Below are 26,331 nucleotides of genomic sequence, written 5' to 3'. Positions count from 1 at the left end.
TCAGAAATCGTTGACGTAAGGGCTCGACGCCATCTGGGAACCGTCCGCCAGGGTGGTGATTTCAAAATCACCGAAGACGACCGGTGCCTCTTGCTGCAGCAGTTTCAGGCATTCCACCGCCAGGGACCGGATCTCGGTGTCGGCGTGCTCGGTGGCCCGCATACCGACAAAATGCCGCCAGGCCCGGTAGTTGCCGGTGACCACAATCCGTGACTCGGTGCAGTTGGGCAGCACCGAGCGGGCGGCCTGGCGGGCCTGCTTGCGGCGCAGCAGGGCGTTGGGTTCGTCGGCCAGTTTTTCCTCCAGCGCATCAAGCAGCTCATCGAAGGCGAAGCGGGTCTCATCGACTGCCCGGTCAAAAAGCCGCATCAGTGTTTCGTCACCTTTGATCAGGTCGGGTACCACCACATGAGCGTCACCGTCGTGGACGAATCGCTGGGAGAGCTGGCTGAAGGAGAAATGCCGGTGGCGCACCAGTTCGTGGCTCGCCGACCGAGAGATTCCCCTGATGTAGAAGGTGGCGCTGGCATGCTCGAGCAGCGCGGTGTGCCCGACCTCCATAATGTGCCGCAGGTAGGAGGCATTGGTTGCGGTCCGCGGATTCGGTTTGTCGAATGACTCGTAGCAGGCCCGGCCCGCGAATTCGGCCAAAGCCTCACCACCGTCGGCATCGGTGTTGAAATCAACATCCTCCGGCGGGGTGAATGAGGTGTGCGCGATCAGTTGAACATCCAGTCCCGTGTGTGTGGCCACGTGCCTTGTCGTCCCTTCATCCGGTTGTGAAAACCGTCTGTACCGGCTGCATCAAAAACAAACCGGGGCGGAAGGCCCCCGGCTTGCCACCGGGTGCCGTTTGCATCGGTTTACCCCAGCCTAGCGGCACCCGGTCGGCGGGCTGCCCCGGGACACGCCACAGGTGGCCATCTCCCGGCCCGGGGAGCGGTGTTCACCGTGTCTAGATGCCGAGGAAGTGCTCCAAGCCCACTGTCAGTCCCTTGTGGTCTTTGATGTTGCGCACACCGACCAGCACACCGGGGATGAAACTGGTGCGGTCGTAGGAGTCCTGTTTGATGGTCAGCGACTGGCCCTGGGCGCCGAAAATAACGGTCTCGTGGGCCACTGCCCCGGTCATGCGGACCGCATGCACGGCAATACCGTCGACATCCGCACCCCGGGCACCATCCAGCGACTGGTCGGTGGCATCCGGCTGCGCCCCCAGGCCCGCTTCTTTGCGGGCGGCGGCAATACCTTCGGCGGTGTGGATGGCGGTGCCGGAGGGGGCATCCAGTTTGTTCGGGTGGTGCATCTCAATGACTTCGGCCGAATCGAAAAACCGGGCGGCCTGCTTGGCGAATTCCATGGTCAGCACCGCAGAGATGGCAAAGTTGGGGGCGATGAGAACATTGCCGGCTTTCTCCCCGGCGACCATGTCACGGACTTTGTCGAGGCGCTGTTTATCGAAACCGGTGGTGCCCACCACCGCATGGATGCCGTGTGCCGTGCAGAACTCCAGGTTGTCCATGACTGTGCCCGGGGTGGTGAAGTCAACGACCACTTCCGCCCCGGCATCAACCAGATCCTGCAGGTTATCGCCTTTGTCGATTTCGGCGACCAGTTCAAGATCATCGGCTTGTTTCACCCCGGCGACCACCGCCTGCCCGACGCGGCCTTTGGCTCCCAGAACCCCTACTTTGATCATGTGTTGTTCCCATCCTTTTGAAAGAAGCTGAATACGGATAACGTGTCTTGTCCACCGGCTGGTCCGGTTCAAGCCACCAGTGTAGGCATCGGCGCGCACACACCCCGGAGGCGGGATGGCAGAGATTTTTCGAAAAAATACGGCGGCACCATTGCCCTGCACCATCCCGGTGTCCGCGACTTTCCCCGCCACTGGTTAGGCTGGGGTAAATTAAACCTCCGCCCGGTGTTTTTCTCCCCTGTACACCGTGCGCACCCTGTTTTGTCTCCTGCCGTCAGCTGAAATAAGGATTCCACCGTGACCACCGCTGCACCCCCATCCACCGGGCCGGGCCACGCCGGCACAGGTCGACCATCTGGTTCCCCGCACGGCGGGCGGCCGCCGAAAGTTCCCCTGGCAGATGAGGTCAAGCAGGCTCTTCCGCCATGGTCCACTGCCGCCAGTGTGGCACTGGCCTGGCTGACAGCCGGATCGAAATTCTTCCTTTTTCTCGGCACCGGCACCGTGCTCAACCGGATGGTGGCCGGTCAGCCCGTTGGTACGGGAATTTTTGTTTTCCTTTTTCTTGCCGCGGGCGGTGCAGTGGTGTGCAACACCGCGGCGACAATCCTGGCCCAGTGGCTGGCGACCCGGGCGGAAAACACGCTGCGGCAGGTACTGATGGAAAAACTGTTTTCCCTCGGGGTACCGACCGGCGGCCGGTCGACGGGACAGATTCTGTCGATGCTGACGTCGTCGGTGGAGAAAACCGCCCACTACCGGGCGGGTTTCCTGGGGCCGATTATCGGCAACCTCACCACCCCGCTGTTTTCACTGGCCCTTGTGGCCGTGTTCATTGATCCGGTAACCGCCGGGATCCTCGTCCTGTTTCTTCTCCTGGTGCCGCTGCTCATCGGCGGTTTCCAGAAAATATCCCGGCCGGTGGGCGCCCGGTACCGCCGTTCCCAGGCGAAGCTGACAGCCGCTTTCCTGGAATCAATCCAGGCACTGCCGATGCTGGTCTACGCCAATGCCGCCGCAAGAGCAGCCGATGAGCTTGAGGAGCGCGGGGAGAAACACCGCTCCACAATCATGCGGCTTTTGGCCTCCAACCAGCTGCTGATCTTTGTCGTCGACGCGTCCTTCTACCTGTCGGTGGTGTGTGCGGCCACCGGAATCAGTGTCTGGCGCCTGCGGGACGGGGCCGTTGACATGGGGGATGCGCTGGCGATTATTCTCGCCACCATTTTGATTGTCGGCCCCATCGATGTCGTCGGCATGTTCTTCTATGTCGGTATCGCCGGCCGGGCGGCCCAGGCGGGAATCTCGCAATTCCTGGCAGCCAAACCCGGCAACGGTACCGTCCGTCCCACCGGAACGGAACGCACCGGGGTGGCAGGATCGGTTGTTTTCTCCGGGGTGACCGTCGGCTGGCCGGGGGCGAAACCGGTGGTGGAGAACTTCAATCTGACAGTCGCCCCGGGCGAGAAAGTCTGCCTGGTCGGCCCTTCGGGTATCGGCAAATCAACACTGTCGTCGGTCATCCAGGCTCATCTCACCCCGGCTGCGGGAAACGTCATTGTCGACGGCTACGACCTGGGAACAACTGATCCGCATGTGATCCGCCGCTCGCTGGCCGTGATCGAACAGCGCACTTTCCTGTTCATGGGGACAATTGCCGACAATCTGCTGGCAGCCAAACCGGGGGCCACCCCGGAAGAACTCTGGCAGGCACTTGAACTTGCGGGCTTGTCCGATGAGGTGGCAGCCATGCCCCACGGCATTGACACCGAGGTCGGTGAGCAGGGGGCACTGCTGTCCGGTGGACAGGCACAACGCCTGTCCATCGCCCGGGCGGCCCTGCGTGACGCCCCGATTGTGATCATGGATGAACCGACCAGTCAGGTGGACATAGCCGGCGAGAAAGCGATTCTGAAAGCCCTCGACCGCCTGTCGGCGGGCCGCACCATCATTATGATCGCCCACCGGCCGGGGGCCATCGGCGCCGCCGACCGAACCATTCCCATCGGACCCGCCGATCCACCGGCGGATACCGCCGACAGTTCCGTTCCACCGGAGGCCAAATAAATGACCAGCGCAGCTTCAACACAGGTCACAGCCGCCGCCAACACCCGGGCAGCCCACAGCACACTCCCCGATGACACCCCGTCGCGCCGGGAATTGACCAGGTGGTTGTTCACTCAGGTCGGCTCTCTGGTCTGGCCGCTGGGTATCTCGGTCGTCGCCCGCGTGCTGGGCCAGATTCTCACCATCACCCTGCTGGTGGTGGCGGTCACCACCGTGGTCAATGCGGCAATCGGCTACAAAACGAGCCTGCACATCATCCTTCCGGTCATGGCGGCCATCGCCATCATCAAAGCGCTTCTCCGCTACGTCGAGCACTACACCGGTCACCTGGTGGCTTTCTCCGCCCTGCACAAACTCCGGGTCAATTTCTTCGGCCATCTGGTTCCCCAGGCCCCGGCCGCAACCCAGGGCAAGGCAGGGGCGGAATTCGCGCAGCGCGCCACCGGCGACATCGACCGGATAGAAGTGTTTTTCGCCCACACCTTCCCGCCGGCGGTCTCGGCGATTCTGGTTCCCCTGATTACTCTGCTGTGGCTGGGAACCACCGCCGGGTGGGCTGTGGCTGCAGCGCTGGTTCCCGCCACCGTGATACTGGTGGTGGTGCTGCCGTTGCTGAGCATGAAAACCAGTTGGAAAGGTGCCCGGGCCATCGCCGCCGACCGCGGGAAACTGGCCACCCACCTCACCGATGATGTGCAGGGCATCAAAGAAATCCTCGCTTTCGACCTGAACAAACAACGCCTGGCGGGGGTGGCCGAGCTGGGTGGAAGTCTCACCGCATCCCGGATGACGGCCGCGAAAACCCAGGGAATGAAAAACGGCCTGCAGATGCTGCTGCAAACAGCCAACGTCATCGCGGTGGTTGCAGTGGCTTCTGCCACCGGTGCCCCACCGCAATCGATGGCCATTGCGGTGGCGGTGTCAGTGGCCCTGTGGGGGCCCATCAACGGAATCGACGATTTCGCCTCCGGGTTGGATGCCGCTTTCGCCGCCACGGCACGAATCCACCAGATCATCACCGCCACCCCGAAAGTTCTTCCACCCGCCCATCCAGAACCTGTCCCGGCAGAAAACAGCATCCGCCTGGAATCGGTTGATTTCAGCTACAACGGCACGCGGAAAGTTCTCGACGCTGTGTCGCTGACCGCCCCGGACGGCCAATGGACCTATCTGGTCGGGGTGTCCGGATCCGGTAAATCAACCGTCGCGGCCATGGTGCTGCGCGGCTGGGACCCCGACCACGGGACAGTGACCATCGGCACAACCCCGGTCAACAAGCTGGCGCTGACGGATCTGCGGCGGAAAGTGGCCGTGGCGAGCCAACGTGACACCATGCTCAGCGGAACCATCCGGGAGAACCTGTCGCTGCGCAAACCCGATGCCACCGACGGGGAGCTGCTGCAGGCGCTGACAGCCGCGGATCTCAGGACCTGGGTGGAATCCACCGACCAGGGTCTTGACACAGAAATTTCGGAACGCGGTTCCAGCCTGTCGGGTGGCCAGCTGCAGCGGCTCGCGCTGGCAAGGGCGCTGGCAGGCCAACCGGACATCCTCATCATCGATGAAGCACTGAGCCAGCTGGATGAAATCACGGCAAACACTGTCCGCAGCAGAATCAAACAGCTGGGCATCACAGTCCTGGAGATCACCCACCGCGTCGACGCCATTGACGACAACAGCAACGTGGTGGTCATCGACGCCGGAAAAATCGTCGAAACCGGATCAGCCGGCGATTTGCGGGCAACCGCGGACTCGATGCTCAACCGGATAGAACAGCGGGTGTCCTAAAAAAACCTGCGGCCGGGATCTGAAAAACCCACCGGGCGGTACAGCAGCGTACCTGCCCGGCCGGTCCAGTCCCCCGGTATCTGTGTGCCAGCAGTCTTTTTCACCCGTGCACACAGGGTTGTCCCGCACCAGCGGGTGGGTTTTGGTGTCGGGTCATAACCGAATGCGCCCCACGGCGTGCGGCTGAACGACATGCGGGCCATAAAAAGCAGCCCAATATTGCGCCCACGGTTGACCTGTTCCCGCTTGGCGCGGTGGCAAGCCTACTTGCCTGCGGCCGAAAACCCGGCGGGCCAGCACACAGCGGATTAAACCCCGTCACTTATTCATCTTTTCATCCAGGGGTCTATCAGCCTTTCCGGGACAAAGGTCGAATCCGGCAGCAGAACAAGCAACAGCACCCGCGCAAAAGCTGCCCGACAGATTTTCCCCACCAGCACCCCACGCCGGTTTCCCCACCGCCCCACACCCCCGCCGCACAAGTTCCCCGCGGACACAGACACCGACCGGCACCCACCCGCCACCAGTCCACCAGGTGCACGCCAAGCCACGGCCGGGTAAGTGGTTGCAGATAAAACCAGCTGCCCTCCCACAGGCTGGAAAAACCCGACACCCAAGATTCAACGGGAGGTCAAACACCTCGGGGGTGCGGACATACGCGGCACCCGCGTCCGGATCCGGTTTACTGCCGGGACTCCGGACGCGGGTGACGGTCGTCTGGTTGGTGCCGACGGCCTTCCGGTGGCTGTGCCGGAAGGGAAGGCGGCGCGGGTTATTCCTACTGAAGTCTGCGGGCCCCATCGGAGGGAACAGCCACCAAAAATTCCGGTGTGGCGAGGTTGTTGTCAGCTGCAGCAGCGGCGACTGCTTCAGCGACCTTATCGACGGTATCCGCCGGAATCAGGGCGATAGCCGACCCGCCGAAACCACCACCGGTCATCCGCGCGCCCAGAGCACCTGCCTCCATGGCCGCGTCAACAGCCGAATCAAGTTCGGGGCAGGTGACTTCGTAGTCATCGCGCAGTGACGCGTGTGAGGCACACATGGATACACCGAATGCTTTGAAGTCCGCCCGTTTGAGTTCCTCGACAGCTCCTGCGGTGCGTTCGATTTCGGAGACGACGTGGCGTACCCGGCGACCGACCATGTTGAGGAAGTCGTCCTTGTCGTCGGTATCCGGGGTATGGGTGACCGCCCACTCGCGGGCTTTTTCCACCGGTTGGGCAACATCGCGCAGCGACTTGCCTCCCAGAGCAGCCGTGACCTGATCAATGATCCCGCGGCGGGAGGCATACTGGCCGTCTGCCAGAGAGTGCGGGGCGTTGGTGTTAATCACCAGAATCGCCAGATCATTTCCGGCGAAGTCGGCCGGAACCTGGGTGGTGGAGTTGTCCGCGTAGTCGATCTCCAGGGCATGGCCCCGCGTGCCCAGCAGCGAGATCGTCTGGTCCAGTCCCCCGGTGGAGGCACCGACCACCTCGTTTTCGGCGCGGATGCAGCAGGCGATCAGTTTTTCGCGGATGTCCGCATCAGGTGCTTTTCCGGTGGCCAGTTCCACCGCGCCAAGAGCCACCGAGCATTCCAGGGCAGCCGATGACGAGAGTCCCGCACCCAGCGGAACATCACTGACCAGGGCGATATTGAAACCTGTGGCGGGCATCAACCCGGCCTCCACGGCAGCCCACACGGATCCGGCGGCATACCCTGCCCAGTTGGCCGGGGATTGCGGGCCGACCTCCGAGAGATCGATCTCGAAGGTGTTGGCCTCGGTTCCACCGGGCATCACCGAAGCAATGGAGATCACCCGGTCCTCCCGCCTGGACATGGCGGCAACAGTGACCTGGGTGAGAGCGAACGGCAGACAGATACCGCCGGCGTAGTCGACATGTTCGCCGATCAGATTCACCCTTCCCGGGGCAGCCCACACTCCTTCCGGTTCTGTATCGAAAGTGGCCGCAAACAGCTTGCGCGCATCAGCCGCGGACTGTTGGTCGGAGCGGGTGGAAACGAAATCAACTGACATGGATTCTCGCCTTTTTCAAACCGTGGGTTCTGGAATGTGTGGTGGTGTGTTTTCTTGTTCCGCTTGTCCCGGTGGCCAATGGACCACCGGGATATGGGCGGCCGGAGTCCGGTGGACAGTGTTATTTGCTGCGGCCGGGGGCGTTGCGCAGCGTTTCGGCGATCCGCTCCGGGGTGGTGTCGGAGATCCAGGCGCCCATCGCGGATTCGGATCCCGCCAGGAACTTCATCCTGTTCGGGGAGCGCATCAGCGAAAACAGCTGCAGGTGGAAGCGGCCGTACTGGCGGTCCTCACCCACCGGTGCCTGATTCCAGCCGGCGATGTAGGGCGTTTTTTCAACCCCTTCGAAGAAGTTGTCGACCTTGGCGAGCATGTCCAGGTAGAGCACCGCCAGGTCATCTTTTTCCTTACCGGTCAGATCCGCGAAATCCTTGGCATCCCGGTTCGGCATGATCATCAACTCCACCGGCCATTTCGCGGCCGCCGGAACGAAAGCTGTGAAGTATTCCGTTTCGGCGACAATCCTCTTGCCGGAGCGTTTCTCGGCGGCCAGCACATCCTCGAACAGATCACGGCCGGTGTCCTCCCGGTGTGCTTTGGCCCGGCGGACAATCGCTGCTGTCCGGGCAGGCAGGTAGGGGTAGGTGTAGATCTGGCCGTGCGGGTGCTGCAGGGTCACCCCGATCTCGGCGCCCCGGTTTTCAAACGGGAAGACCTGGCGGATGCCGTCGATGGCGGAGAGTTCTTTGGTCCGGTTGGCCCACACCTCGATCACGGTGCGGGCACGTTTGACCGACAGATCACGGAACGAGTGGTTGACATCCGGATCGAAGCAGACAACCTCGCAGCGGGCTTTCGCCGGCTGGCGCACGAAAATTTCTTCCCCGTCAACGGTGGTGTCGTAGTCGTCGGGAACATCCATGTGCAGTGAAAACGAGGGGAAACGGTTTTCGAAGACCACCACGTTGTAGTCGTCGGCCGGAACCTCTGTCGGCAGCTGCCCTTCCTTTGACGGGGCCAGCGGGTTTTCATTGGCCGGCGGCATGAAGGTTCGGTTCATCCGGTGGGCGGCCATGACAGTCCAGTCACCGGTCAACGGGTCCCGGCGCATCTCCGACAGCGTCGACGCTTCGGGAAGATCCCGCGGGTCGGACAGCTCACGTGTGCTCTCCCCCGACAGATACGGGTCGGTGTCATCGAAGTAGATCAAATCCCTGCCGTCGGCGAGCGTGGTGCGGGTGATGCGCACCAGCTTGTCTTCACCGGTGTATTCGACGGTGCCGTTGTCACTCATGGTCGTTACAAAGACCTTTCCTGAAATCTGTAAAAGTCGGATGTCTTCCGGGCGGACACACATGCGTCGCGCTTTACCCCCAACGTTAATCACTTCACCCCCGCACAGCCACCACAACGCGTGCGAAAACCCGTTCACACAGGCTCTTGAAGCCCTTTCATGACAAACCTCACTTTTTTCGCCCCGCCAGCCAGGCTTCCGAAACGTCTTCGTCGGTCGTTTTCCTACCCGCACACCACCAGCACCACCACTGCCCAAAGCTGAATCCGGACATTTTTAACCTCCCCACCCCACCACAGCAAAAGATCACAAAGTCCCGCCGAAAAGACTGTTCACTCCCCCTGGCCGATCCCGTGCCCCGGAGTTCCCGCGGGAGTCTTGTGACGGATCCAGCCGAACAACCGGACAAAAATACCCGCGGCCGGACGACGGGCATGCGCCCGCTATTTTTAACCGCGGAAAAAGCCAAAAATGACCGTGCGAGGTCCCCACGGTCAACAGGACCGCCCCATCCACACCCACCGGGCCGCCGGCCCCTGCCCGGGTGAGCATAAAGCAGCCAACAGCAAAACCTCGGCAGACCCGGCAAGCCCCCACGCTGCGCAGTGACAACCCCTTGCACAAACCACCCGGAGCACATCAACCGGCTGACACCCGGCCAGAAACCGGGGTGGGCCGTTGCCCCTCAAACCGACACCTCTGAGGTATTTCACCGCGCTGCAACAGGCGGTCAACCGCCGGGCACCCCACAGATGCGGCAAGACGGCGCAACGCCGCCGAAAAAACCCATTAATAGAACAATTGTTTTACCCGCGTACCCCTGCCGGAAACGGGGGTACGCGGGGTGGGGATCACGGGTGCAGCCGTCAGCCGTGACAGCTGATCGATTGCCTGGATGTCACCGGACGGCCAGTACAGGCAGAGCCGGTGACAACCTGGTGAGAATCATTTCTCCGGTTCGGCAGCCACCACAATGGGCTTGAGTTTGGTCCAGACGAAAAACACCGCTGCGACGATGATCATCACCACGCCGACCCACAGGTTGTCGGCGGAGGACTTGGCGATGTTGGTGTCGGGGTTCACGCCCGGATCGAGCAGGGCGGCACTGATGACAAGGAGAATGCCGTACAGCCCCAGCAACAGGCCGATGATATTGCGGATGTCGAATGCACCCGCGGTTTTTTTGCGTGCCATGGTGTGGTCACAACTCCTAACTGGAAAAGTTTGTGGGATGGAAACTGCGGGTCAATCAGGCGAAGATGGCGTTGAGACAGATCACCATCGCCAGGCACAGCATGCCGAGCGGAACAGTGCGCTTGTACCAGGGTGCGGAGGCCTCCAACACATCGGTTCGCACTTCCTTGGGGGTTTCCGAGTAAACGAAGCCGACCAGTTCATTCCGGGGTTTGGGGGTGGTGAACAGGGAGACAACAATGGCCACCACAATCGCTGTGGCAAACGCCAGGGAAGCGGCCACAAAGGCGGTGCCTTGGCCGGTCAGGTTGAACACACCACTATCACCGGTGATGATGAATTTTGAGATCACCCAGTAAATGACGGCAGCCAGGGTGCCGCACACCAGCGACATCCAACCGGCGGAAGGTGTCATCTTGCGCCAGAACATACCGAGAATGAAGGTGGCGAACAGCGGGGCATTGAAGAAACCGAACAACGTCTGCAGGTAATCCATGACGTTGCCGAAGTTCTGGGCGATCAATGCGGTAAACACCGCAATGACGGTGGCGACAACCGTGGCCAGACGACCAAACCGCAGGTAGTAGCCGTCTTCTTTGTCTTTGACAACGTAGGTCTGCCAGATGTCGTAGGAGATCACGGTGTTGAATGCGGAGATGTTGGCGGCCATACCTGCCATGAACGCGGCCAAAAGACCGGCGATGGCCACGCCCAGCAACCCGTTGGGCAGAAGGTCACGCATCAACAGCAGCATCGCATCATTGGGTTTGACACCGGGTTTGCCCTCGACGTACTCGGAGACGATCACGCTGGCAACCATGCCGGGGATGACGACAATGAAGGGAACGAACATTTTCGGGAATGCGCCGATGATCGGGGTGCGGCGGGCAGCCGACAGGGAATCCGAGGCCATGGCACGCTGCACTTCAACGAAGTTGGTGGTCCAGTAGCCGAAGCTCAGCACGAAGCCGAGGCCGAAGGTGATGCCGATAATCGACACGATCGGGTTATCGAACCCGGAAATGTCGGAGCCGGGCCAGTTGTGGAAGTGCGATTCGGGAATAGCGGCTTTCAGCCCCTGCCATCCGCCGGCCCGGTTCAAACCGATGATGGTCAGCGGCGCCAGGGCGGCAACGATGACGAAAAACTGCAGGACCTCGTTGTAGATGGCTGCTGACAGCCCGCCGAGGGTGATGTAGCTGAGAACGATGATGGCGGCAACAACGAGGGTGGCCTCCAGCGACCACCCGAGAATAGCGTTGACGATTTTGGCCAGCAGCAGCAGGTTCACACCGGCAATCAGTAGCTGCGCGACGGCGAAGGAGATGGCGTTGACCAAATGGGCGGCCGGTCCGAAACGCTTGAGCATGAACTCGGGCACACTGCGCACCTTCGAGCCGTAGTAAAACGGCATCATCACGATGCCCAAAAAGACCATGGCCGGAATAGCGCCAATCCAGAAGTAGTGCATGGTCTGGAAGCCGTACTGCATGCCGGTGGCGGACATGCCGATAATCTCCACCGCACCGAGGTTGGCGGAGATGAACGCCAGACCGGTCACCCATGCGGGCAGGGAACGCCCGGACAGGAAAAAGTCGATGGAACTCGACACCTTGGACCGGGCTGCCCAACCGATGCCCAGGACGAAGGCGAAATAGATGAAGATGATCAGATAGTCCATGGCATGGACATCAAGTCTGAGCAGGTTGTCTTGCGCGAGAATCATGCGCCGCATCTCCTCTGGTGGAAACAATAGCTTTATGTCCGGAGGGCATCCTCGGGACCCGCTGTCGAAAGTTACTCCTGTCAGACAGGCGCTTCAATAATCCGCACCGACAACACCCGCCACACAGCAGGGGAACAAACATTTTCGAACATGTCTCATAATGGGAAATATGCTGTTTGCAGGCTTGGCAAGCTTGTGAAGTAAGTGTGAATTAATATCCACTGAGCGATTCATCACACTTTAGATCATGCATGGAAAACGCCCCCACCACTATTTTTTGTCATCCCTCACGGATAAATTTCACCCCTACCACTGGCCATACCCAGTGACAGCACGACTGCCGGACTGCCCAGAACGCAGTAATGGCACCACCCACATGTGTGAATAAACCACCGGAACCACTGCAGTGCCAAAATCATAGTTGTCAGACAGGTTTAAGTTTTATGAATTTCACAGATGGCCAACCCGCCATGTTTTTTATTGTGCACCTTTTTCGGGGGTGGGCCGGACAATAATCCTGCCCCTCACTTGGCCCGGGACCGCGACAACTCTTTCCCCGGCACAGGTCACCGCGCGGGTCACTTTCGCGGTCATTGGTTCTTTCGATTTTTCCCCGGCATGCGGGGCCGCCCGGGCACCAGTGGTGCGGGGCGAATAAGGCCCTTGCAGCAAGAGCCTCCCGCAGGATGGTGAACACGGCACACCCGTGGCGCATGTTAGGTTTGGCTTTGTTTATTATTGATGCATGACTGGTTCATGGCTTTCAGGAGAGATCATCGACACCCCCGAGGCGAGGCTCCGGGTGTATCACCGCCCGGCACGGGTCCGTCCCGACGGTGGCCGCCGGTGGGTCATTTTCTACCACGGGGCGTGCGGTAACAAGGACATGTGGCGCAATCAGTATGATCAATTCCCCGACTGTGATCTTGTTTTCGTCGATGTCCGCGGTCAGGGTGCCTCGACGATGAAGGATGGGAAACTCCCCGACTTCGAGGGCGCCATCAGTGACGTGGACCGCATCATGGACCACTTCCACATGGAGCAGGCCGCGCTGGTCGGCCACTCCTGGGGCGGCAATCCGTTGCAGGAATACACCTTCCGTACCCCGCAGCGGGTGAAAGCACTGGTGATTATCGGCACCTGGGGCCAGCACAGGAAACGCCCCACCAGCGAGAAAATCATGCAGAAATCATCCGGATTCATCTACCGGTTCATCCCCTGGCGGATGATGTCGAAGCTGAGTGCGAAAGCCTGCTCGAAAGACAAGGCAGTGCAACAAGAGATCGGCGATGCCATCTACGCCAGCGGCAGAAAAGTTTTTTTGAGTCTGGGTTTTTCCGCTTTCGCAAAGGTCCACGACATCGACGGCTACCCGGCCAATCCCCCCATGCTGCTGGTGCGCGGCTCGGATGACTTTCCCAAAGCCCTGTCGAACATCTACGGCTATCTGGAAGAGAAAAACCCCCGGGCCCGGCAGGTGGTCATCGATGGGGCTGTGCACATGCCGATGCTCACCAAACCGGCGGTGTTCAACAAAGAGCTGGGTTCATTTTTCGACCAGGTCTGGAACGGCTCGTAGACCGGCTGCGTGACACCCGCACCGGCCCATCGAAGGCTGTGGAAAAAACCCGCGACCTGTTCAAGCCGGCTCTACCGTGTTTTCCGGTAGCCCACCGCACTGGATGACAAAGGAAGCCCCTGCCGTGCACGGTGATCGTGCACGACAGGGGTCTTTTTTAGCTCAAGCTGCCGACCACCGGTTGAGCCGGTGGCCGGCGGTTTGCAGGAGGGTTAGTTCTTGTCCTCGTCAACCGGGATCAGCGAGATCTTGCCGCGGTTGTCGATATCGGCGATCTCGACCTGAATCTGGTCACCGACGTTGAGTTCATCCTCCACCTTCTCGATACGGCGCTTGCCGCCGATCTTGGAGATGTGAAGCAGGCCGTCACGGCCCGGCAGCAGGGAGATGAAGGCACCGAAGTTGGTGGTTTTCACCACGGTGCCGAGGAAACGCTCCCCAACTTTCGGCAGCTGCGGATTGGCGATCGAGTTGATCTGGTCGATGGCTTTCTGCGCCGACTCACCATCGGTGGCGGACACGTAGACGGTTCCGTCATCCTCGATGGAGATATTCGCGCCGGTGTCCTCGGAGATCTGGTTGATGATCTTGCCCTTCGGGCCGATGACCTCACCAATCTTGGAGACCGGGACGTGAATGGTCTCGATGCGGGGAGCAAAGGGACTCAGCTCATCCGGCTGGGAGATCACATCGGCCATGGTGGCCAGGATTTCCAGGCGGGCGTCACGGGCCTGGCTGAGGGCACCGGCCAGAACCTTCGACGGGATGCCGTCAAGTTTGGTGTCCAGCTGCAGGGCGGTGACGTACTCTTCGGTACCGGCAACCTTGAAGTCCATGTCACCGAAAGCGTCCTCGGCGCCGAGGATGTCGGTGAGTGCCACATAGCGGGTCTCCCCGTCAACCTCGTCGGAGACCAGCCCCATGGCGATGCCTGCAACCGGGGCTTTCAGCGGGACACCGGCGTTGAGCATCGACAGGGTCGAGGCGCACACCGACCCCATGGAGGTTGAGCCGTTGGAGCCCAAAGCCTCGGAGACCTGCCGGATGCAGTAGGGGAACTGTTCCCGGCTGGGCAGAACCGGAACCAGGGCGCGCTCAGCGAGAGCGCCGTGGCCGATTTCGCGGCGTTTCGGCGAGCCGACGCGTCCGGTTTCCCCGGTGGAGTACGGCGGGAAGTTGTAGTGGTGGATGTAGCGCTTGGAGGTCACCGGCGACAGCGAGTCGATCTGCTGCTCCATTTTGAGCATATCGAGGGTTGTCACGCCCAGGATCTGGGTTTCACCGCGCTCGAACAGGGCGGAGCCGTGGGCCCGCGGGATCAAATCGACTTCCACTTCCAGCTGGCGGATGTCCTTGACACCGCGGCCGTCAATACGGAAGTGGTCGGTGAGGATGCGGCGGCGCACAATCTTCTTGGTCACCGCGTTGAAGGCGTTGCGGACTTCCTTCTCGCGCTCGTCACCGAACTTGTCGGCAAGCTTGTCGACAACCTCATCCATGTACTCGGCGGTCGCGTCGTCGCGCTCCTGCTTGCCGGGGATGGACATGAGCTTTTCGATCTTCTTGGACGCCATTTTCTCCACGGCAGCCAGAACATCGTCTTCATAGGGCGGGAACAGCGGGAAGTCCTGCGTGTCCTTGGCGGTGTGCTTGGCCAGTTCGGCCTGCGCCTGACAGAGAACCTTGATGAAGGGCTTGGCGGCCTCCAGGCCTTCGGCGACGACCGCTTCGGTCGGGGCCGGGTAGCCTTCGGCAATCTTGTCGGCGACATGCTCGGTGGCACCGGCTTCGACCATCATGACGGCGACGTCTTTGTCGCCCTTCTTCTTGCCGTCCACCAGACGACCGGCAACGACCATTTCGAACAGGGCGTCTTTGTGCTGCGAGTAGGTCGGGAATGCGACCCACTGGCCCTTCTTGTGCTTCTCATCGGCGATCAGGGCGATACGGACACCGCCGACGGCACCGGAAACCGGAAGTCCCGACAGCTGGGTGGCGGCGGAGGCGGCGTTGATGGCCACCACGTCGTACATGTCTTCCGGGTTGATCGACAAAACAGTGATCACACACTGCACTTCGTTGCGCAGACCCTTGGTGAAGGTCGGACGCAGCGGGCGGTCAATGAGACGGCAGGCCAAAACGGCGTCGGTGGTGGGCCGTCCCTCGCGGCGGAAGAAGGAACCGGGGATGCGGCCGGCAGCGTACATGCGCTCTTCCACATCGACGGTCAGGGGGAAGAAATCGAAGCCTTCCCGGGGATTGGAGCTGGCGGTGGTGGTGGCCAGCATCATGGTGTCGTCGTCGAGGTAGGCGGTCACGGAACCGCCGGCCTGGCGGGCCAGCAGCCCGGTCTCCAGGCGGATGACCCGCTGGCCAAAATCCCCGTTGTCGATGGGCGCCTCGACAAAGCCCACCCCGTATTCGTCTTCAATGTACTGAACGTCAGTCATGGACGTTGTTTTCTCCTTATGGATTCCTGCCTTCATCCCCGGCGATCATCGGTGCCGCCGTGCGCAGGTTCATTCTGTGCTGCTCTTACTTCTTAAGTACTGAAGGCTCGAGAGACACACTACCAGTGAAAATCACAGGTGCGTACCCGCTGGACACCCATCAGGCCCGCCGGCTGTCGGCGCAAGCTTCGGTGGGACGAACAAATCAACCCCGACCTGCACCGTCCGCAACTGGGTATGGTTTGTCCCCTCCCCCGCCATCTACCCGCACGACAGACACAACCGACCCCCTCCTGCGACTGTCCGTGCCCGCCGCACACCCCTCACCGGCCCTCCCCACAACCAGACCGCAGAGCCGGTTGGTGGCTAGCCCCTAAACACCCGGCAGGTCTCCTGCGGGTCCACCCGGTGCCGGCATATTTACTACCGGATACGGATGCCGGCCCAGCGGCGGTGGCCGCGGATGCTTTGTACCACCCGCCGCCAACGATGATGGGCACACAAAAACCGACCGTGGTTTTTCCAATGAAAAACCACGGTCGGCGGGAAAGGTCTGTATGTGCTGAAAAAACCTTTAGCGGCGAAGACCCAGACGTGAGATGAGGTCACGGTAGCGCTCGACGTTGTTGGACTGCAGGTACTTCAGCAGGCCCTTGCGGCGACCGACCAGCAGCAGCAGGCCACGACGGGAGTGGTGGTCGTGCTTGTGGGTCTTCAGGTGCTCGGTGAGTTCGCGGATGCGCTGGGTCAGCAGGGCAACCTGTGCTTCCGGGGAGCCGGTATCGGTCTCGTGCAGGCCGAACTCTTTGAGGATGTCTTTTTTCTGTGCGGCGGACAGCGCCATGGTTGGTTACTCCTTGAAAGTGTTTCAGTCCACATGAACACAACCGGCCGGGTGGCCCCGGGAATTCCCAGGCCCTTTATGTCTGGCCGGTGCCGGTAAACTGCTGTGGACCGCAGTCGACCGGACTGGGGAAGACTACCACAACCGGAACCGACCAGACCAATCGGTTGGTTGTGCCGGTGTCCGGCGGCAGCTCCCCGGCATCCGGCGCCGACGGTGCGGCTTTTGCCCGGCGGCGCCAATGGATTTTGTTCCGGGGCACCCCCGATCGCACTGTCACCCGGCGCTGTGCGCCTCATTGTCCAGGATGGCGCGGGTTTTTTTCACATCCCGGTCCATGGCGGCCAGCAGATCATCGACACCGTTGAATTTTTCCATGCCGCGGATACGGTCGATGAATTCAACGGTGACTTCCCTGCCGTACAGATCGGCGTCCCGGTCGAGCACGAAGGCCTCCACCGAGCGCCGCACATCATTGAAGGTCGGGTTGGTCCCGACACTGACCGCCGTGGGGTAACGGATACCCGGCTGCATGTCCCCATCGACAGCCTCGTTGCCGGTGATGGTGAAATAGCCGCAGTAAACCCCATCGGCGGGGATCGCGCAGCTGTCGGGAAAATACAGGTTCGCCGTCGGGTAGCCCAGCTCCCGGCCGCCGCGTCCCGCCCCCCGGGCCACGGTTCCGGTCACCGCGAACGGCCGTCCCAAAAGCCGGCGGGCGTCGGCGACATCGCCCCGGCTGAGGCTTGTCCTGATGGTGGAGGAACTGACGGTACGGCCGCTGGTGTCGGTGAGCAGATCATGGACAACCACATCCACCCCGTAGGCCCGGCCCAAATCCTTCAGTGTCTCAGTGGTGCCCGACGCCCGGTGGCCGAACGTGAAGTTGGCGCCAACAAACACCGCGCGGGCATCGAGGGTGTCAACCAGGATGTGGGAGAAAAACTCCGCCGGGGACATCGCCGCCAAATCACGGGTGAATTCCAGGGCCAGCATGTGGTCGACCCCGAGTTGTTCGACCAGGTGTTTACGCTCCGCGACCGGGGCCAGAAGCGGTGGCATCCGGTCAGGGGCGATCACCGACAGCGGATGCGGGTCGAAAGAAAGACACACCGCAGCCGAACCCGTCTCACGGGCACGGGTGACCGCATCGGTGATCAGGGCCCTGTGCCCGCGGTGCACACCGTCAAAAACGCCGATGGTGACGACGCTTCCGGTTGAACCGGGGGAAACCTCGTCGAGTCCGTACCAAATATCCACGTCACAACACACTACGTGATGGGCGCCACCGGCAGAGCAGGTAGGGTTTTTAAATCATGGACACCACAGATTCCCCGCGCCCTGCCAGACCGACCGACCCTTTGGCCGACTCAGGACTGGTCATTATCGACAAGCCGCAGGGGTTGACCTCCCATGACGTGGTGGCGACAACCCGGCGGGCGATGAAAACGAAAAAGGTCGGTCACGCCGGAACCCTCGACCCCATGGCCACCGGGGTGCTGGTCACCGGCATCAACCGGGGCACCAAAACCCTGGCCCATCTGGTGGGGCTGGACAAGACCTACCGGGCCACCATCCGTTTCGGGATGACCACCACCACCGAGGATGCCGCGGGCGAGGAAACCTCCCGGGCCGATGCCTCCGGACTCACGCGCGCCACCATCGACGAGCTGGCCGGTCGCTTCACCGGCGATATCATGCAGAAACCCAGCAGTGTCAGTGCCATCAAAATCGCCGGCAAACGCGCCCACCAGCGGGTCCGTGAGGGCGAAGAAGTCGATATTCCGGCCCGCCCGGTGACCATCAGCCGTCTGGATGTCGTCTCCGATGTCCGGGTCCACGATGGGTATGCCGATGTGGATGTGGTGGTTGACTGTTCCTCCGGCACCTACATCAGGGCGCTGGCCCGCGACCTGGGGCAGGCTGCCGGGACCGGGGCGCATCTGGGGAGTTTGCGCAGAACCGCCGTCGGCCCGTTCACCATCGGGGAAGCAATCACGATCGACCAGCTGGAAGCCGATCCGGCGGTGACAATCACCATCGATGAGGCCCTGGCCCGCTGCTACCCGCGCTTTGATGTCAGCGCCGACCAGGCCCGTGCCCTCGCCCAGGGCAAGTGGCTTGACCCTGTGGGGCTGACGGGTGTGCACGCAGCTGTCGGCCCGGACGGGAAAACAGTGGCGCTGGTCAAAGAATCCGGCAAACGGCTGGCCACGGTGTTCGTGGCGCGCCCGTCCACCCTTTAGGATTTTTCACGGTTACGCCCCATCCCCCTCCGGGGGCCGGGGGTGAGCGCAAACGCCCGCCGGAATAACACCTCACCGATCGGGATGGCCGGTATTTCTAGGATTTCAGCATATCGGCGGCCGGGACACTGGTGGCGGCAATGACGAACCCGTTGCTGACCGTCCACCGGCCGGCGATAAACGGCACCGGGGTGGGGCGGACCAGAAGATAAGAGATGAAGGTGCCGTCCGTGCGGATGTCTATTTCCGCCTGATCGAAATCAAGCCACCGGAAGGTCAACGGGAACCACGCTTTGTAGGTGGCTTCCTTGGCGCAAAACAGCAGCCGGTCGGCATATCCCAGGCCTTGGCAACGCAGCCGGGCGATCTGCCGCTGCTCATTGTCCCGGGCGATGGAATAGACCAGCGGGTAGGGAAGTTCCTCGGCGGGTTCGGCATCAATGCCGATCGAGGCGACAAACCTCCGGGGGGCGACAACCGCGGCCCTGAAACCACCGGAATGGGTGATCGAACCTGTCACCGCCGGGGGAAAAACCGGCATGCCCCGTTTACCGCGGGTGATGGGTTTCCCGGCGCCGATCCCCAGCTCCTCCAGGGCACGGTGGGCGCACCAGCGGGCGTCGGCAAACTGTGATTTGCGCACGATGACACTGGATTCCACCAGTGTTTTCTCTTCGTCGAACAACCCCGGCAGATGCTCGAGGGACTCGTTGTCACCGTGTCTGAGAATCCATCTCAGCTTCGCTGACTGCGGGAACAGGTCATGGGCGGCCATCATCGACCTCCATGACCGGGTAGGGCCAGCGCCAGTCGGGGCGCTCGCGGCGCCATTCCCGCGGATAGCCCAGAGAAACCTCGATATGCGGCACATTGTCGACGGTGGTGATGCCGGGGGTGTGCAGATGCCCGTAGACCACCGCCTGCGCCCCGTAGCGCGCGCCCCAGCTTCTGGTGTGCCGGGTACCGCACCACAGCGACAATTCGGGGAAGGCGAGTTTTTCCACCGGTTCGATCACCAGCGGCCAATGGTTGACCAAAATAGTCGGCCCGGAGATTTTGCCGAGTCTTTTCACCGAATACGCCAGCCGGTCCCAGCACCAGGCACGGATATCGACGAAGGGGGCAATGGCGAACTGGTCGGTCATCACCACCTGCCGGTCGTGGGCGGCCTGGACAGCCTGCTCCACGCTCATCCCGGCCATGCGGAAGGAATAGTCGTAGAGGGTGAAAAGCGGCACCACCGTCACCCCGTGGAACATGGGGAACGGGTCTTCCGGGGTGAGTACATCAATCGAGCGGCAGGCCGCCACCAATTCGTCGTATTTGGCCCGGCCCTGGTGGCGGTCGGTGGAACGGCAGAAAAGCTCGTGGTTGCCCGGCGCCCAGACCACGGTGGCGAAACGCCTGCGCAGCGAGGAGAGGATCTCGGTGACAAGTTCGGTGCGTTCGGCGACATCACCGGCCACAATCAACCAGTCGGCGGGGTTGTCCGGGGCAATCGAATCAATCATCGGACGGTTGTCTTTGACTGCCCCGTGCAGGTCCGCGACCGCCCACAGAGTGTGTTTCACCGGCGGTCACCTCCTTGTTGCCCGCGCCGATATCTGTTGTCTGCCGCGCCCCGCGGCGGATGGCCGACGGAAACCATTATGCCGCAGGACACCGGCCCCGGTGGGTTGATGCGCCACACCAAGTGGGATGTGTCCTTTTTCAATGCGGCGCCTTCTCAGGGTGTGTCGATTTCCCCGGCCCGCCCGTTACCTGTCCACACCCTGCCGGGCCCATTTCATCGACGAGAAACGCCACACCACAAAGCCCAGGCGCAGCACCATAAACACCACCAGCCCCATCCACACACCGGTCAGCCCGGCATCGAAGACAAGGGCCAGCCATACCCCGGGCACGAAACCGATCAGGACACCGGCAATGGTGGCGTTGCGCAAAAAGGCCACATCGCCCGCGCCCAGCAGCACCCCGTCCAGGGCGAAGACCACACCGCCGATGACAATCATGGCCACCATCAGCCACCACGGGGTGGCCATGGCCGCCAGCACCCCCGGCGACTGGGTGAATATCCGCGGAATGACCGTGTACCCGGCACCGAAGATCACGGCCATTACCGCGGCGAGCATGGTGGACCAGACGGTGATGCGGTAGCCGACATCGCGGGCCAGTTTCGCACTCGCCCCGCCCAGCGCAGCCCCGATGAGAGCCTGGGCGGCAATGGCCAGTGAATCCAGCACCATCGTCAAGAAACTCCACAGCTGCAGCAGCACCTGGTGGGCGGCCAGGGAAGCGGAGCCGAAACGCCCTGCGACAGCCGCCGCGGACAGGAAGGCAATCTGGAAGCTCAGCGAACGGGCGATCAAATCCCGCCCCATGACCAGCTGTTTTTTCATCACCGCCGGCTGTGGTGTCCACGAGCCGTGGTGCCAGCGGTACAAACAACCCACGAAAGCAAGCGAGGTGATTGTCTCCCCGATGAGGTTGGCCCACGCCGAGCCGACAATGCCGTGGTGGCCCACCAGCACCGGCACCAGCACTGCTGAGGGAATAACACCGGCCAGTGTGAAATACAGCGGCAGGCGGGTGTTTTGCACCCCGCGGAGCCACCCGTTTCCGGCCATGGTCATCAGGATCAGCGGGATACCGCAGCCGGCCACCCGCAGCCAGGTGGTGGCTTCCGCGGCAACAAACTCATCGGCGGCAAGCCACAGGGTGAACTGCGGGGCACCCACCACGATGATCGCCGCCAGCAGCACACCGACGCTGACGGCCACCCAGGTTGCCTGCACGCCCTCGGCGATGGCGTCGGTTTGCCGTCCCGCCCCAAACAGCCGGGCCGCCCGGGCGGTGGTGCCGTAGGACAGGAAGGTCAGCTGGGTGGTGACCACCGCCTGAATGGTGGTGGCCGCGCCCAAAGCCGCCAGGTCCCCCTCCCCCAACCGGCCGACCACGGCCGTATCGAGCAGCAGGTACAGCGGTGTTGCCGCCAGCACACCCAAGGCGGGAAGGGCCAGGCGCAGCACATCCCACACCCCGACCTTGTTCAGATCGGTTCCCTCGAGGCCGGTGGCTGTCCGGTCGGTTGGCTGAGGAGACTTCTCCTCCGGGCTTTGTTGTGACACGGCGGTGCTTGGATCTCCTTTTTTGAAAAACCTGACATTTCGGACGGATATGCCGACCGGAGCCCCCGGTCACGGTGGGGCGCCCCGATTCACCGGCTACACCCTACTCCACGGGACAAACCGCCGCGGCGCCGTCACACGGTGCCGCGGCCCTGCCTTTAGCCGGACAATTCCTGCCCGGCTGCCTCGGCAATAGTGGCGGTAACCGCGTCAGCACTGTCGGCAACAATGGTGCAGCCTGCCGCGAGATCATGTCCGCCGCCCCCCAGACGAACGGCAATCGGGCTGATCACAAGCCCGGAGGAGCGAAACGACACCTGCCAGGTTCCCGGCACATATTCTTTGACCAGGACGCCGAAGTCGGTGCCGTCCACCGCCCGGATTGTCCCGCACAGCGATTCCACCGCCGCCATAGTGTGCCCGGCGATGGTGTCATGGTCGGCGACAAGAGCACAAAACCGGTAGCCGGTACCGGCTACCTCAACGACCCGCATCCCGGCCAGAATCCGCCCTTTCAGCGCCAGATCACCGACGCTGGTGCGGTCAAACAGATCGGTGGCGATAGCCCGGGAATCAACCCCGGCTTCCACCATTGCCCGGGCCATGACGTGCATGCGCGCGCTTCCCCATCTGAACGACCCGGTGTCCGAGACCAGTCCCGCATACAGGTTGTGGGCAATCGTCGGGGTGATGGAGTCACCGGAGTGGACAAACCACCGCCACAACAGCAGGGTGGTTGATTCCCAGCCGCCGGCCACGCAATTGAGGCTGCCGAACCCGGGGTTGGTGGCGTGGTGGTCAATCACCACCAGGCGCCCGGCCTGTCCCCTCTGTCCCACCGCATCGGCCATAAGGCCGGTCCGGCCCAGATCCCCGCAGTCAACGGTGATGACCGTGTCGAATTTCCCCGGCAGACTACCGGTGAAACTGATGCGCCCGGTTCCCGGCAGGCTCCGCAAAGTGGCATCGATCTGCCCGCGGTAGCCGATGAAACCTTTGGCATCGATACCGCGGTTGCCGAGAACCTCCACCAGCGCGTTGACCGAACCGATGGCATCGGCGTCGGGGCGGATGTGGCCGATCACCGCCACGGCGCGTGCGCCTGCGACACACTCGTCGACAGCGCCGAAATCGAAGGCGCTCTCATCCGCCCACAGGTGGGGGTTACTGCCGCTCATTGTGGTGCCTCTCCTCCCCCGGGGGTGGGGTGCTCATGTGATGGGTGGGGTGAAAAATGCGCCGGCCGGGGTGGACACAGCTGCGTCTAGTCGGTCTTTTTGTACGGGTCCGCATCACCGGCCGGTTTTTTGCCCTGCCGCTGCCGGGCTGTTTCCTCGTCGCGGGCGCGCGCCCGGGCCAGTATTTCCTCCATCTCCGCCGAGGTTTCCGGAACAGTGTCCAGGGTGAAGGTCAGTGTCGGGGTGAAGCGGACACTCAGCTGGTCGCCGACGATTTTGCGGAGCTGGCCGCGGGCGCGTTTGAAGGCTTCGGCGGCAGCGTCTTCATCGGGGTCGGCGTCAATGGTCTCACCGCGGACCGTGTAGAACACCGTCGCGTCGTGCAGATCCCCGGTGACCCGGCAGTCGGTGATGGTGACGTATTCGAAACGGCGGTCTTTGACCTCGCGCTCGATGGCGTCGGCCACAATCGTCAATATTCTTTTGGCCATCCGGGCTGCCCGTGCGTGGTCGACCACGGCGATCATCTCCTTGGTAGGTGTTGTTTTGTTCTTCACGTCATCTTCGGTTGTCTGCCCACGACTTTAGTCAACGCTGCCGGCCCGCTCCCACTCCGCCGGGGTATGTCGATACGACAGCTGCACGAACACCCGGGCGGGGATGCCGCGGCTTGTGCCGTGTCAGCCCGGTGTGAATCCGGCACCGGGGCACCGGGGCACCGGGAGTATTTTTTGCGTGAAGGAAAAAAGAAAAAACACCCGCCGCCGGTGACACCGCCGGGTTGGCGGGGTGTCACCGGCGGCGGGCGCAGGTATCACAGGGGCCACATCATGTGGTGGATTTTTTCTTTGCGGTTGCCCGCCGCCTGGCACCGGGGTGCGAGGCGGCGGGAATCCGGGGCCGCGGGATCAGTCGCGCGGCTTTTCGACCATTTCGTAGACCTCGATGATGTCGTCGACCTGGATGTCCGGGTAGGACAGCACCATGCCGCATTCGTAGCCGGCGGCAACCTCGGTCGCGTCGTCTTTTTCGCGGCGCAGCGACTCGATGGTGGCCTTTTCCGCGATGACGTTGCCGTCACGGACCAGGCGGATGGTGGCGTTTCTGCGGACCTTGCCGGATTCGACCATGCAGCCTGCGATGAGACCGACAGAGGATGCCTTGAACAGGGCACGGATTTCGGCGCGGCCGATTTCCTTTTCCTCGTAGATCGGCTTGAGCATGCCCTTGAGAGCCTGCTCAATGTCCTCGATGACCCGGTAGATCACCGAGTAGTAGCGCATCTCGACGCCTTCGGCGTTGGCCTCTTCGGTGGCTTTGCCCTCGGAGCGGACATTGAAGCCGATGATCACCGCATCCGAGGCGGCGGCCAGGGAGACGTTGGTCTGGGTGATCGCACCCACACCGCGGTCGATGATGTTGAGCTGAACCTCGTCGTCGACCTCGATCTTGAGCAGTGCTTCTTCCAGGGCTTCCACCGAACCGGCATTGTCGCCCTTGAGGATCAGGTTCAGGGTGGAGGTTTCCTTCAGCACCGCATCCAGATCTTCCAGCGACACGCGCTTGCGGTTTTTCGCCTGCATGGCGTTGCGGCGGCGGGCGTTGCGCTTGTCGGCGATCTGCCGGGCAACCCGGTCGTCTTCAACCACCAGCAGATTATCGCCGGCACCGGGTACCGAGGACAGACCCTGCACCTGTACCGGGCGGGCAGGTCCTGCCTCATCAACGTCGTGGCCGAACTCGTCGACCATGCGGCGCACACGTCCGTGGGCGTCGCCTGCCACGATCGAGTCACCGACACGCAGGGTACCGCGCTGCACGATGACGGTGGCCACCGGGCCGCGGCCGCGGTCGAGGTGGGCCTCAATGGCCACACCCTGGGCGTCCATGTCCGGGTTGGCGCGCAGATCCAGCTCCGCGTCGGCGGTCAACAGCACCGCTTCCAGCAGCTCCGGAATGTTGAGGTTCTGCTTGGCGGAGATGTCGACGAACTGGGTGTCGCCACCGTATTCCTCGGGAACCAGACCGTATTCGGTCAGCTGGCCGCGGATCTTGTCCGGGGAGGCACCTTCCTTGTCGATCTTGTTGACCGCCACCACGATCGGCACATCGGCCGCTTTCGCATGGTTGATCGCTTCCACCGTCTGCGGCATGACACCGTCGTCGGCGGCGACCACCAGGATCGCGATGTCGGTGGACTGGGCACCACGGGCACGCATGGCGGTAAACGCCTCGTGGCCGGGGGTGTCCAGGAAGGTTACCCGCCGGTCGCTGCCGGTTTCCGGGTCCTTGACGGTGACCTGGTAGGCACCGATGCCCTGGGTGATACCGCCGGCTTCGCCACCGCCCACATTGGTTTTGCGGATGGTGTCCAAAAGACGGGTTTTACCGTGGTCGACGTGACCCATGACGGTGACCACCGGGGGACGGACCTCGAGTTCCTCTTCGCCGCCCTCGTCCTCGCCGAACTGCAGGTCGAAGGATTCGAGCAGCTCACGGTCCTCATCTTCCGGTGAGACGACCTCAACCTTGAAGTTCATCTCATCGCCCAGAAGCGTCAGTGTCTCATCGGAGACCGACTGGGTGGCGGTGACCATCTCGCCCAGGTTGAACAGCGCCTGCACCAGCTCTGATGCATCGGCGTTGATCTTGTCGGCGAAATCGCCCAGGGACGCACCGCGGCGCAGCCGCAGTGTCTGGCCCTTGCCGTCGGGCAGGTGCACACCGCCGACGACCTTGGGTGCCTGCAGTGACTCGTACTCGTTGCGTTTCTGCCGTTTCGACTTGCGTCCACGGCGCGGGGCTCCACCGGGGCGTCCGAACGCACCTGCAGTGCCGCCGCGGCGTCCGCCGCGTCCGCCACCGCGGAAACCGCCGGGGCCGCCACCGGGACGGCCCGGCCGACCCGATCCGCCACCGCGGCCACCGGCCGCCGATTTCGACGGCATGGCCGACGGGTTCGGGTGCGAGGGCATCATCGCCGGGCTGGGCCTGTGGCCGCCGCCGGGTCGCTCGCCGCCGCCGGGGCGGGGGCTGCGCGGTGCGCCGTCACGGTCACCGCGTCCGCGTCCGCCCTCCGGGCGGGCGGCGCCGCCCGGTTTGGGCGCCCCGCCGG

General features: G+C 62.5%; 19 protein-coding genes. 4 read left to right on the top strand and 15 right to left on the bottom strand.

All coding sequences use genetic code 11. The features are described 5' to 3' along the window. Both thyX and dapB read right to left on the bottom strand, forming a co-directional pair. A complete protein-coding gene (thyX, locus tag JZY06_RS01380; RefSeq protein WP_207117812.1) occupies positions 1 to 753 on the bottom strand; it encodes an FAD-dependent thymidylate synthase in 753 nt (250 codons plus the stop codon). 202 nt (positions 754 to 955) lie between these two features. Further along, positions 956 to 1,699 (bottom strand): 4-hydroxy-tetrahydrodipicolinate reductase, encoded by a 744-nt coding sequence (gene dapB, locus JZY06_RS01375; RefSeq protein WP_207117809.1) that lies wholly within the window; start codon positions 1,697 to 1,699, stop codon positions 956 to 958. A 297-nt stretch (positions 1,700 to 1,996) separates the two neighbouring features. Here dapB and JZY06_RS01370 point away from each other — a divergent pair, with 297 nt between their 5' ends. Beyond that, positions 1,997 to 3,766, top strand: coding sequence for an ABC transporter ATP-binding protein/permease (locus JZY06_RS01370; protein ID WP_207117806.1), 1,770 nt, complete (start codon positions 1,997 to 1,999; stop codon positions 3,764 to 3,766). Continuing rightward, complete coding sequence (locus tag JZY06_RS01365) at positions 3,767 to 5,554, top strand: amino acid ABC transporter ATP-binding/permease protein (RefSeq protein ID WP_207117803.1); 1,788 nt, start codon at positions 3,767 to 3,769, stop codon at positions 5,552 to 5,554. A gap of 778 nt (positions 5,555 to 6,332) precedes the next feature. Here JZY06_RS01365 and galK read toward each other — a convergent pair. The 4 genes from galK to JZY06_RS01345 all read right to left on the bottom strand — a co-directional run bounded on the left by galK (position 6,333) and on the right by JZY06_RS01345 (position 11,791). Continuing rightward, positions 6,333 to 7,577: a galactokinase gene (gene galK, locus JZY06_RS01360; protein ID WP_207117800.1), complete on the bottom strand. Its 1,245-nt coding sequence runs from the start codon at positions 7,575 to 7,577 to the stop codon at positions 6,333 to 6,335. Positions 7,578 to 7,698: 121 nt separating this feature from the next. Then, on the bottom strand, positions 7,699 to 8,871 hold the full coding sequence (gene galT, locus JZY06_RS01355) for a galactose-1-phosphate uridylyltransferase (RefSeq protein ID WP_207117798.1): 1,173 nt from the start codon (positions 8,869 to 8,871) through the stop codon (positions 7,699 to 7,701). A 945-nt stretch (positions 8,872 to 9,816) separates the two neighbouring features. Beyond that, the gene (locus JZY06_RS01350; RefSeq protein WP_207117795.1) at positions 9,817 to 10,065 is read right to left on the bottom strand and encodes a cell wall anchor protein; all 249 of its coding nucleotides are present in this window, start codon (positions 10,063 to 10,065) and stop codon (positions 9,817 to 9,819) included. A 55-nt stretch (positions 10,066 to 10,120) separates the two neighbouring features. Then, positions 10,121 to 11,791 carry a sodium:solute symporter family protein gene (locus JZY06_RS01345; RefSeq protein ID WP_207117793.1) on the bottom strand — a complete coding sequence of 557 codons (1,671 nt, stop codon included), beginning with the start codon at positions 11,789 to 11,791 and terminating at the stop codon, positions 10,121 to 10,123. 745 nt (positions 11,792 to 12,536) lie between these two features. Between JZY06_RS01345 and JZY06_RS01340 the strand changes: the two genes are divergently transcribed. After that, complete coding sequence (locus tag JZY06_RS01340; protein ID WP_207117790.1) at positions 12,537 to 13,370, top strand: alpha/beta fold hydrolase; 834 nt, start codon at positions 12,537 to 12,539, stop codon at positions 13,368 to 13,370. 212 nt (positions 13,371 to 13,582) lie between these two features. Here JZY06_RS01340 and JZY06_RS01335 read toward each other — a convergent pair whose 3' ends face one another. The 3 genes from JZY06_RS01335 to JZY06_RS01325 form a co-directional block, all read right to left on the bottom strand. Next, positions 13,583 to 15,820, bottom strand: coding sequence for a polyribonucleotide nucleotidyltransferase (locus tag JZY06_RS01335; protein ID WP_207117787.1), 2,238 nt, complete (start codon positions 15,818 to 15,820; stop codon positions 13,583 to 13,585). Positions 15,821 to 16,394: 574 nt separating this feature from the next. Next, a complete protein-coding gene (rpsO, locus tag JZY06_RS01330; protein WP_207117784.1) occupies positions 16,395 to 16,664 on the bottom strand; it encodes a 30S ribosomal protein S15 in 270 nt (89 codons plus the stop codon). 276 nt (positions 16,665 to 16,940) lie between these two features. Then, complete coding sequence (locus JZY06_RS01325) at positions 16,941 to 17,924, bottom strand: bifunctional riboflavin kinase/FAD synthetase (RefSeq protein WP_207117781.1); 984 nt, start codon at positions 17,922 to 17,924, stop codon at positions 16,941 to 16,943. Between the two features lie 56 nt (positions 17,925 to 17,980). Between JZY06_RS01325 and truB the strand changes: the two genes are divergently transcribed. Further along, positions 17,981 to 18,910, top strand: a complete 930-nt coding sequence (gene truB / locus JZY06_RS01320; protein WP_207117778.1) for a tRNA pseudouridine(55) synthase TruB — start codon at positions 17,981 to 17,983, stop codon at positions 18,908 to 18,910. A 97-nt stretch (positions 18,911 to 19,007) separates the two neighbouring features. Here truB and JZY06_RS01315 read toward each other — a convergent pair whose 3' ends face one another. From JZY06_RS01315 to infB, 6 genes are all read right to left on the bottom strand, one after another. Then, positions 19,008 to 19,685, bottom strand: a complete 678-nt coding sequence (locus tag JZY06_RS01315) for a 4'-phosphopantetheinyl transferase family protein (RefSeq protein WP_377768922.1) — start codon at positions 19,683 to 19,685, stop codon at positions 19,008 to 19,010. Beyond that, positions 19,672 to 20,481, bottom strand: coding sequence for a metallophosphoesterase family protein (locus tag JZY06_RS01310; protein ID WP_207117773.1), 810 nt, complete (start codon positions 20,479 to 20,481; stop codon positions 19,672 to 19,674). Before JZY06_RS01310 ends, JZY06_RS01315 begins: the two co-directional genes overlap by 14 nt. Before the next feature lie 186 nt (positions 20,482 to 20,667). Beyond that, positions 20,668 to 21,963 carry an MATE family efflux transporter gene (locus JZY06_RS01305; RefSeq protein WP_207118297.1) on the bottom strand — a complete coding sequence of 432 codons (1,296 nt, stop codon included), beginning with the start codon at positions 21,961 to 21,963 and terminating at the stop codon, positions 20,668 to 20,670. Positions 21,964 to 22,196: 233 nt separating this feature from the next. Next, the gene (locus JZY06_RS01300; RefSeq protein ID WP_207117770.1) at positions 22,197 to 23,216 is read right to left on the bottom strand and encodes a DHH family phosphoesterase; all 1,020 of its coding nucleotides are present in this window, start codon (positions 23,214 to 23,216) and stop codon (positions 22,197 to 22,199) included. An 86-nt stretch (positions 23,217 to 23,302) separates the two neighbouring features. Continuing rightward, positions 23,303 to 23,734, bottom strand: coding sequence for a 30S ribosome-binding factor RbfA (gene rbfA / locus JZY06_RS01295; RefSeq protein WP_207117767.1), 432 nt, complete (start codon positions 23,732 to 23,734; stop codon positions 23,303 to 23,305). Positions 23,735 to 24,124: 390 nt separating this feature from the next. Continuing rightward, positions 24,125 to 26,331 (bottom strand): translation initiation factor IF-2 (gene infB, locus JZY06_RS01290; protein ID WP_242516426.1); only part of this gene is annotated, 2,207 nt, incomplete at its 5' end.

Source organism: Corynebacterium mendelii (assembly GCF_017307055.1).
GTDB classification, from domain to species: Bacteria; Actinomycetota; Actinomycetes; order Mycobacteriales; family Mycobacteriaceae; genus Corynebacterium; species Corynebacterium mendelii.
This window is presented reverse-complemented; position numbering and strand designations above follow the sequence as displayed.